General features: G+C 73.2%; 8 protein-coding genes. 1 reads left to right on the top strand and 7 read right to left on the bottom strand.

Annotation, left to right across the window (positions count from 1 at the left end; all coding sequences use genetic code 11):
- Window positions 1-67: 67 nt before the first annotated feature.
- The 5 genes from AB0B41_RS26515 to AB0B41_RS26495 all read right to left on the bottom strand — a co-directional run bounded on the left by AB0B41_RS26515 (window position 68) and on the right by AB0B41_RS26495 (window position 5,174).
- Window positions 68-1,129, bottom strand: coding sequence for an alpha/beta hydrolase (locus tag AB0B41_RS26515; RefSeq protein WP_358207938.1), 1,062 nt, complete (start codon window positions 1,127-1,129; stop codon window positions 68-70).
- A gap of 9 nt (window positions 1,130-1,138) precedes the next feature.
- A complete protein-coding gene (locus AB0B41_RS26510) occupies window positions 1,139-1,918 on the bottom strand; it encodes an acetoin reductase (RefSeq protein WP_358207936.1) in 780 nt (259 codons plus the stop codon).
- The gene (locus AB0B41_RS26505) at window positions 1,905-2,888 is read right to left on the bottom strand and encodes a transcriptional regulator (protein ID WP_358207934.1); all 984 of its coding nucleotides are present in this window, start codon (window positions 2,886-2,888) and stop codon (window positions 1,905-1,907) included. The genes AB0B41_RS26510 and AB0B41_RS26505 overlap by 14 nt, the downstream gene beginning before the upstream one ends.
- Window positions 2,889-3,220: 332 nt before the next feature.
- Window positions 3,221-4,198 carry a helix-turn-helix domain-containing protein gene (locus AB0B41_RS26500; protein ID WP_358207932.1) on the bottom strand — a complete coding sequence of 326 codons (978 nt, stop codon included), beginning with the start codon at window positions 4,196-4,198 and terminating at the stop codon, window positions 3,221-3,223.
- Between the two features lie 16 nt (window positions 4,199-4,214).
- Window positions 4,215-5,174, bottom strand: a complete 960-nt coding sequence (locus AB0B41_RS26495) for an alpha/beta hydrolase (RefSeq protein ID WP_358207930.1) — start codon at window positions 5,172-5,174, stop codon at window positions 4,215-4,217.
- Window positions 5,175-5,360: 186 nt separating this feature from the next.
- Here AB0B41_RS26495 and AB0B41_RS26490 point away from each other — a divergent pair, with 186 nt between their 5' ends.
- Complete coding sequence (locus AB0B41_RS26490; RefSeq protein WP_358207929.1) at window positions 5,361-6,230, top strand: sulfurtransferase; 870 nt, start codon at window positions 5,361-5,363, stop codon at window positions 6,228-6,230.
- A gap of 13 nt (window positions 6,231-6,243) precedes the next feature.
- On the opposite strand, the gene AB0B41_RS26485 is transcribed toward AB0B41_RS26490, so the two are convergent.
- The gene (locus tag AB0B41_RS26485) at window positions 6,244-7,218 is read right to left on the bottom strand and encodes a zinc-binding dehydrogenase (RefSeq protein ID WP_358207927.1); all 975 of its coding nucleotides are present in this window, start codon (window positions 7,216-7,218) and stop codon (window positions 6,244-6,246) included.
- On the bottom strand, window positions 7,215-8,041 hold an 827-nt coding region (locus tag AB0B41_RS26480), incomplete at its 5' end, for a hypothetical protein (RefSeq protein WP_358207925.1). The genes AB0B41_RS26480 and AB0B41_RS26485, both read right to left, overlap by 4 nt.

The following is an 8,041-nucleotide window of genomic DNA, read 5'->3' as shown; positions in this document are numbered from 1 at the left end:
CGGGCGCCCGGGCTGTCGCCGCGGCCGGGGAGGGCGCGGTGAACGTCCGCGCCGACCCGGTCCACGCTCACACAGATCGCACCTTCCGGAGGAAGTCCAGCAGCGCCGCGTTCACCTCGTCGGGCCGTTCCTGCTGCACCCAGTGCCCGCACTCGTCCAGCACGATGGTCCCCAGGGAGGCGGGTGCCACGTCCGCGAAGGACTCGATGGCCTCGCGGCCCCAGATCGTGCACACGTCGCGGTCCCCGCCGATGTAGAGCGCGGGCACCTCCAGTTTCCGCCCGTCGTAGGCCGCGAGCAGTTCCCAGTCGAGGTCGTTCGTGCGGTACGAGCTCAGCGGGCCTGCGAAACCCGTCTGCTCGTACTGGGCCGTGAACACGTCGATGTCCTCCTCGGTCAGCCAGTCCGGGAGGACCTCGGGCATCACGTAGTAGGACGACCAGTCGACGCCCGGTTCCACGCACAGCCCAGTCCCGCGCAGGTAATCGACGATCTCGTCGAACGTCCGCAGGGGTGGCACGGGCTCCAGGAACGACGCGGAGACGGTGTAGAAGGCGGAGGTCAGGAACCGTCGGACGTCCCGCTCGAGATCCCGCTCGACGACGTCGGGGGAGTTGGTGATGTGCTGCTGGTACCAGACCCGCCCGGGTCCGGCGATGCGCCGCTCGATCTCGCTGGGGCGCAGCTCGCCGCGAGGACTGCCCGGCAGTGCCATGAGCCCACGTCCACCGAACGGGACGCTCAGGCCGACCACGCCGTCGAACACGTCGGGCCGGGTCCAGGCACAGGTCCAGGCGACCGCCGCCCCCCAGTCGTGCCCGACGACGATGGCGCGGGACTCCCCGAGGGCCTCGATGATCCACGCGCAGAGGGCGACCCGGTTCGTGATGCGGCCATCGTCGCGGTGGACCGGCGCGGAGGACCGCCCGTATCCGAGCTGGTCGATCGCGACCGCCCTGTAGCCGGCCTCGGCCAGGGCGCGGAGCTGGTGTCGCCACGAGTGCGCCGACTCGGGCCAGCCGTGGATCAGCAGCACCAGCGGGCCGCTGTCCCCGGCGATCGTCATATGCATCCGGTGCTCGTCCAGCTGCACGGTGTGCGAGCGCAGGACCGTGTCGTTGTCAGTCATCGTCGATCCTCACACCATCACGATTCCGCCGTCGACGACGACGGATTGTCCGGTCATGTAGCCGCCGTCGGGGCCGGCCAGGTACGACACCAGCCCGGCGACGTCCTCGGGGGTCTGAACGCGGCCGAGCGCGATCATCTGCGAGTACCGTTCCAGCGCCTCGCCCTCGCCCGTCCCCAGATGACGCCCCAGGCTGCGGTCGATCTCGGTCCACATGTCGGTGCCGACGATGCCGGGACAGTAGGCGTTGACGGTGATGCGGTGGCGGGCGAGCTCGCGCGCGGCGACCTGAACGAGTGCCCGCACCCCGAACTTCGAGGCGCAGTACGAGGCAAGGTACTCCGAACCGGAGTGGGCACCGACCGAGCCGGCCGCGATGATCCGCCCACCGCCGCCCTGCTCGATCATCGCCGCGGCTGCGGCCTGGATGCTCCAGAGCACTCCCGCGACGTTCACCCCCAGCACCGCGTCGAGGTCGTCCGCATTGACGTCGAGGAGCGGACCGACCCGGACGATTCCGGCGTTCGCGACCATCACCGCGAGGTCTCCGTGCCGGTCGCGCGTGTCGGCGACGAGCTCGCCGACGGCGTCGCGTCTGCGCACGTCGCACTCGGCGGGCGAGGCCTGGTACCCCTGGTCGCCGATCTCCTTGGCCACGGTTCGGGCGAGTTCTGCGGAGATGTCGGCTGTCGTGACGGTGAACCCGTCGGCTGCGAGCCGGTGGGCGATGGCGCGGCCGATGCCGCGACCCGCGCCGGTGACGATCGCGCTACCTCTATCTGTCGTCATTCTGGTCCTCTCTGGTGTCGGAGGCTGTGGGCTGTGCCGGCGCGGACCGGATCGCTGCCACCCGGGAGCCGCGCACAAAGGGGGAGTCGCGCCAGTCCGGCCCGGGGTCGAGGTGGTAGCCCGCGCGGATCCGGTAGGGCCGCGAGTCCACGAGGGAAGCGTGGGTGCCAAGCGCCCGGCGCAACCGGGACACCTCAGCGCGCACGCTGACGGTGGGTGACCCACCTCCATGGAGGACGCGGGCGACGTCGCTGGCCCAGAGCCCACTGGTGCCCGCGAGGTGCAGCAGGAGTAGAAGCTCGCCCTGGCGGCGGGTGAGCTCGAGGGGATCGGGGGCCTCGTCCACCACCAGGCACGGGGTGCCGCGATCGAGCCGTAGCCGCGCCGTAACTGGTGTCCGCGCGGTTCGTGGTCGCAGCCGGACAAGCCAGCCGCCCGCCACCGGCTCGGCGGGGCAGCGCCCGTGGCCCGGCACCAGCACGGCACCGGCCGTCGGCGCAGGGATCCGCGCCCCGACTCCGCGTGAAGGGCCCGACGAGGGGACGACCCAGCCCTCGTCGTCTACCAGGAGGAGGTCCCGGTCGCCGAGGTGACCCGCGTAGCGCATGCGGAGGCGCTCGAGTCGCTCGAACCGGTGTGCGCGAGTCTCGCTGGCGACCAGCGCGGCGAGGCTCGCCGCTAGCGTCTGAGTGCGCGGATGGAACTCGGCCAGGGGCCCGGCGATGTTCACGACCCCGGCGGTGGGCCCGGGTACCGGAACCGCGACGCAGAACCAGTCGCGCTGGCACAGCTCGAAGTGCTCGGGCCCGAGCAGGGTGGTCGCCGAGCCGGTGCGCAGGGCGAGCCCGATGGCGTTGGTCCCGACGGACTGCTCGTCCCAGCGGACGCCCTCGACGAACCCTGCGCGGGCGGTCTCCCGGCGCAGCGATGGATCCCCGTCCGTCCAGAGCACCGTGGCTCGGTCGTCCACGAGGGAGACCACCATCCCGGCGGCGCGCTCGATGGGCACGACGGCCCGCAGCGCGTCAACGACACCTCCGACAGGGGGCTTGTGGGCACCCTCGGGTGGCGCCTTCCGGGGATTGAGCCGGTCGGGTCGCAGGCCGGCGGCCCGGGAGCGAAACCAGGACCGTGCGACCACCTCGCGACGGATCTGGGGAGATGCGGACGACACCAGGGGAGCCTCCTCGTCGAGGCGGATCCGGGGGATCTGGGACCGGGCTGTCACCAGCCAGCTTCGAGGATGACGCCGCCAGGCCTTAGGGGGAGAACACCTACACGACCACGGAACCGGTCGCCGGGTCAGCGGCGCAGCAGGCGTTCGGCGAGCGCCAGTTGCAGCCGCATCCGTCCGCCGGCGGTGCGCACGCTCCACCCGAGCACCCGCTCCGCCTGGTCGAGGCGGTCCTGCAGGGTGGAGTGGTGGAGGTACAGCTCGGTGGCGGCCGCGCGGACGGACGGGGCCCCCACCACGGTGGTCAATGTCTGCAGGAGGTGGGGCACCTCCTGGGCGGCGGCGAGCAGCGCGCGCAGGTCGGCGGTCGGGGCCGCTCCGGCGTTCACCGCGGCCTCGAGCAGGACGAGGCCCCCGAGGTCGTCGGCGTGCACGACCCGGGGCCCGGGGTCCGCGGCGGTACCGTCCGCCGCGAACCGCAACGCCACTCGGGCCTGGTGCGCCGAGCGGGGCAGGTCGGGGATTGGCACCGTCGGCCCTACGCCGCGTCGGCCCTCGCCTGGCACGGTGTCCTCCGCCCGGTCGATCATGATGTCGCCCTCGGCGAGGGCGACGACCCGCGCGCGAGCGGCCACCGTAAGGCCCAGCTCGCGCGCGGCCCATTCCCGCTGCTCCGGCGTGGCCAGAGGGTCCACGACGAGCTCGACGACGGCACAGTCGGGTCGGTGGGCGGGCTGCCCGCCGCGGACGCGTGCGATCACCAGTTCGGCGGTGACCGCGGCCCGCTCGAGCACCATGCCGTCGACCAGGCTCGTCGAGCGGTCGGTCTCCAGGCGCAGGATCCCGCCGCCGACGACCGCGGACAGCCAGCGCGGATCCGGCGGGCCGTCCGGGGGCGTCCGGACCCCCGCTGCGTCGACCCTGATCGCGATCCGGTGAGTTGGGTCGTCGAGCCGGGCGGGGACTCCGGACAGCACCGCGGCGCCGCGCACTACCTGCTCGAGGCCCGCCCGGGAGCGTGTGAGGCGGTCGAAGTAGGCGATGACGTCGAGGGCCGCGCTCGCCGAGGAGTCGAGCGCGGCCAGCCGGCCGGACAGGTTCTGCATCCACCGCTCCCGCGGATCAGTCGCCGAGGAGCCGGCGCAGCCAGTGCAACCGGGCCGCCCGGGCTCGCTGGGACAGGTCGGCCTGCGGGGCGAGGAAGTCGAAGGCGTGGAAGGCGCCGGGCCAGACGTGCAGCTCGGCCTCGCCACCGGCCGCCCACAGCCGCGCGGCGTAGTCGACGATCTCGTCCCGGAAGGTCTCGGCCGATCCGGCGTCGAGGAACGCCGGGGGCAGCCCGGCAAGATCGGCCGCGCGGGCGGGCGCGGCGTAGGGGGACACCTCGCCGGCACCGTCGAGCCAGGCGGTCCAGCCCGTCTCGTTGGACACCCTGTCCCAGACCCCAAGCCCGAGCATCTGTCGGGCGGAGACCGAGTCGTTGCGGTCGTCCAGCATCGGGTACATGAGCAGCTGACCGGTGATCTCGATCTCCTTCCGATCGCGCGCCATCAGCGCCAGCGCCGCGGCGAGGTTGCCGCCGGCGCTGCCCCCGGTCACCACGATCCGGCCGTCGCCGCCGACCGCCGCCGGCTCCGCAGCGAGCCACCGCAGGCCCGCGTAGGCGTCCTCAGTCCCGGCCGGGAAGGGGTGCTCGGGGGCGAGTCGGTAGTCGACGGACACGACCACCAGCTCGAGTTCGCGCGCGAAGTCCAGCACCGGATCCAGGCCGTACCGGTTGTTGCCCATGATCAGGCCGCCGCCATGGGTGTTGTACACGACTGGGCGGGGGTCCGTTCGGCCGCGCGGACGGACGACGAGCAGCTTCAGCTCGGGACCCCTTTCGGCGCCGGGAACGGTCCGCTCCTCGACGAGGAGTCTCTCGTCCGCCGCGAGGTCCGCGACCGTTGGGACGGTCTCGGCGAGGTTCGCCCGCTCGCTGGCCAGCTGGTCGAGGGTGATCCCGGTGGCGATCGAGGTCTGGCCCGTCACGGCGAGGGCGGCGGCGAGCTCGGGATCGAACGGCGGGGGTGCGAGGGTCATCGTCTGCTCCAGGAGGTGGTGGTCGGGTGTGCCCACCGTGCTCGTGCACGACGGTCCGCGGCATCCCGCCAGGAACGGGGTCCGATCCGCCATGCGGCGGGTCGTCGCTCGTGAGGTTCGGCACGGTGAACGGTGCTTCGTAGGCTGGCCGTGTCCCTTCCGCCGACCCGACTGGACACCGCTCCCATGCCGAACGCACCCATGCCCCCGCTGATCCAGGCCGCCGAGCTCCAGGACGCCCTTGGCCGCGACGACCTGCGGATCCTCGACGCCTCCACCGGGCTCAGCCTCGGAGCGGAGGACGCCGGATACGTCGCCACACCATTGATCGACGCCTATCGGCGCGCGCACATTCCGGGCGCGGTGTTCGCCGATGTCCCGAACGGGCTGTCCGACCCGGACGCCGCGCTCGACTTCACGGTGCCCGCTCCCGAGCGTTTCGCGGCGCAGGTCGGCGCGCTGGGCGTCGGGAACGAGACCCAGGTCGTGGTCTACGACACGGGGGGCGCGTGGGCCACGCGGGTGTGGTGGCTGCTGCGCCTGCATGGGCACGACCGCGTGTCGGTGCTCGACGGCGGCCTGCGCGAGTGGCGAGCGGCCGGTCTGCCCACCGAGTCCGGTGAGGTCACGGTGCCGCCCGCGGAGTTCACCGCCCGTCCTCGCCCCGAGCTGCTCGCCGACGTCGACGAGGTTGCGGCCCTGTCGGAGGGCGGTGGCTGCCTGGTCAACGCCCTCGACCCGGAGACCTTCCGGGGCGAACAGCCGGTGAACCCTTATCCGCGGCGCGGGCGCATCCCCGGTAGCGCCAACCTCCCGTTCGACACTCTGTTCGACCCGGCGACCGGACGGTACCGGCCGGTCGCCGAGCTGTCGCCGCTGCTGCAGGACGCCGGGCTCCTCGGTGGCGGGCGTGCGGTCACGTACTGCGGGGGCGGGATCGCCGCGACCGTGCCGGCGTTCGCCGCGTTCCTCGTGGACGGCACGGAGGTGGCGGTCTACGACGGCTCGCTGACCGAGTGGACCGGGAACCTTCAGCGGCCCGTGGAGGTCGGTTGACGGTCCGGTGACGTCACGGGACCAGCACAACCTTGCCGACGGTCGCCCGGGTACCGAGGAGCCGGTGCGCGCGGGCGGCCTCGGCGAAGGGGACGGCCTCGGCGACGACGGGGGTTAGGGTTCCGTCAGCGGTGGGTTGGCGCAGCGGCGTGAGCCAGGGTTGCAGGGTCCCGCGGTCGTCCCACAACACCCGCAGGTCCAGCCCGACGACCACCTTCGAGTCGACCATGAGCTCGGCGGTGCTCAGGCCCTCGATCAGCCGCATGTCACCGTCACCGGTAGCGAACGTCGCGGCGGCGCCGAAGGGGACCAACCGGCCGCCCGGGCGCAGCAGTGCGTAGCTGCGAGCGAAGGAGTCACCGCCGATGGCGTCCATGACCAGGTCGAACGGCGGCAGGTCGTGCTCCCAGCCCGGCGTGGTGTAGTCGTGGGCGTGGGCGCCAAGGGAACGGACGAGCCCGAGCTTGGGCGAGGAGGCGGCGCCGTGCACCTCCGCCCCGGCGGCCCGGGCGATCTGGAGGGCAGCGGTGCCGACCCCGCCCGCGGCAGCCATGACCAGCACCCGCTCGCCCGCCTGCACGTTGCCGTAGGTCCGCAGACCCGCCCACGCGGTCGCCGCGGTGATGAGCAGGCCAGCACCCTCCTCGAGACCGAGCCGATCAGGCAGCGGCACCGTGTCGCGGTGCTCGACGCACACCTGTTCGGCGTACCCGCCGCCGCGCAGTACCGCCGCGACCCGGTCACCAACGGCAGGGGTGGTGACCCCGGGGCCGCACTCAACCACCTCGCCGGCGACCTCGAAGCCGGGCACGCATGGTGTGATGTTGGCGTGCGGGTACCGGCCGAGCCGGGTCATGACGTCGGCGAAGTTGACCCCCGCCGCCCCGACGCGGATCCGGACCTGGCCCGGCTGCGGTGCCGGCGCCGGGCGGTCGGCGACCTGCAGGACCTCCGGCCCACCGAACTCGCTGACCTCGACGACTCTCACGAGGCACGCCCGCGTCCGAGTGCGGCCTCCAGCACTGCGGCGGCGGGTTCGCCGTCTCCCGAGGTGAGCAGGGCGTCGACGACCTCCGGGCCCGCGTCGCCGAGCAGGGCCAGGGCGTGGGCTCGTTGGGTCGGGGCGTCGGGGAACCACACGGTGCGGGGCAGGTCGGCGGCCCGCCGGCGCACGGCTCCGGGTCCTGCACCGAGGACGATCTCGGCGTCGCGGTGGCCCAGCGTCGGGTCCGGCTGCACCTCGATCCGTTCGGCGAGTGCACACACCCGCGGATCGGCTCGCCGGGCGTAGTCGTCGACGGTCAACCCGCCCGTGAGCAGCAGGTGGGCCACCACAAACCGGACGCTGGACAGGGCGGAGGTCAGGGTCGGGTAGGGCGGGCGGGTCTGCGTTCCGGGGAATGCGGCGAAGTCGGCGTTCATCCGGACGGTCACCGGTCCGTCCGTGTCCGCGCCGTGGAGCTCGCGGGCGACCAGGGCGGCGGCCATGTTGTCCCCAAGGGTGGGGAGGGCCTTGGTCCAGACCCCGAGCACGAGGTCCGCGCGCGGGGGAGTGCGTAGGGTGGCGGGTACCTCGTCCAGTCCCGCCACCATCGCGAGGAATCCGTGCCGGGCGTCGAGGGCGCCGGGACCTGCGGTCATCCCGGCGCGCGCGGCAGCCGCGTAGAGGTACCCGTCCCGGGCGGCACCGGGATTGTGCAGCCGCCAGTCCTCGCCTCCGGATCCCACGCTGTGCAGGGAGCCGCGGCCCGCGAGCAGCGCGCCCGCCAGGCCGTGGCGGGTGCGCTCGGCGTCGAGCCCGAACGCGCGGG

The organism is Pseudonocardia sp. NPDC049154 (genome assembly GCF_040648315.1).
In the GTDB taxonomy this organism is placed as follows: Bacteria; Actinomycetota; Actinomycetes; order Mycobacteriales; family Pseudonocardiaceae; genus Pseudonocardia.
This window is presented reverse-complemented; position numbering and strand designations above follow the sequence as displayed.

What these genes read in the sequence shown, in the direction of transcription:
- AB0B41_RS26515 (WP_358207938.1), bottom strand. Translation starts at nt 1,129, where the DNA reads ATGACTGACAACGACACGGTCCTGCGCTCGCACACCGTGCAGCTGGAC.
- AB0B41_RS26510 (WP_358207936.1), bottom strand. Translation starts at nt 1,918, where the DNA reads ATGACGACAGATAGAGGTAGCGCGATCGTCACCGGCGCGGGTCGCGGC.
- AB0B41_RS26500 (WP_358207932.1), bottom strand. Translation starts at nt 4,198, where the DNA reads ATGCAGAACCTGTCCGGCCGGCTGGCCGCGCTCGACTCCTCGGCGAGC.
- AB0B41_RS26495 (WP_358207930.1), bottom strand. Translation starts at nt 5,174, where the DNA reads ATGACCCTCGCACCCCCGCCGTTCGATCCCGAGCTCGCCGCCGCCCTC.
- AB0B41_RS26490 (WP_358207929.1), top strand. Translation starts at nt 5,361, where the DNA reads ATGCCGAACGCACCCATGCCCCCGCTGATCCAGGCCGCCGAGCTCCAG.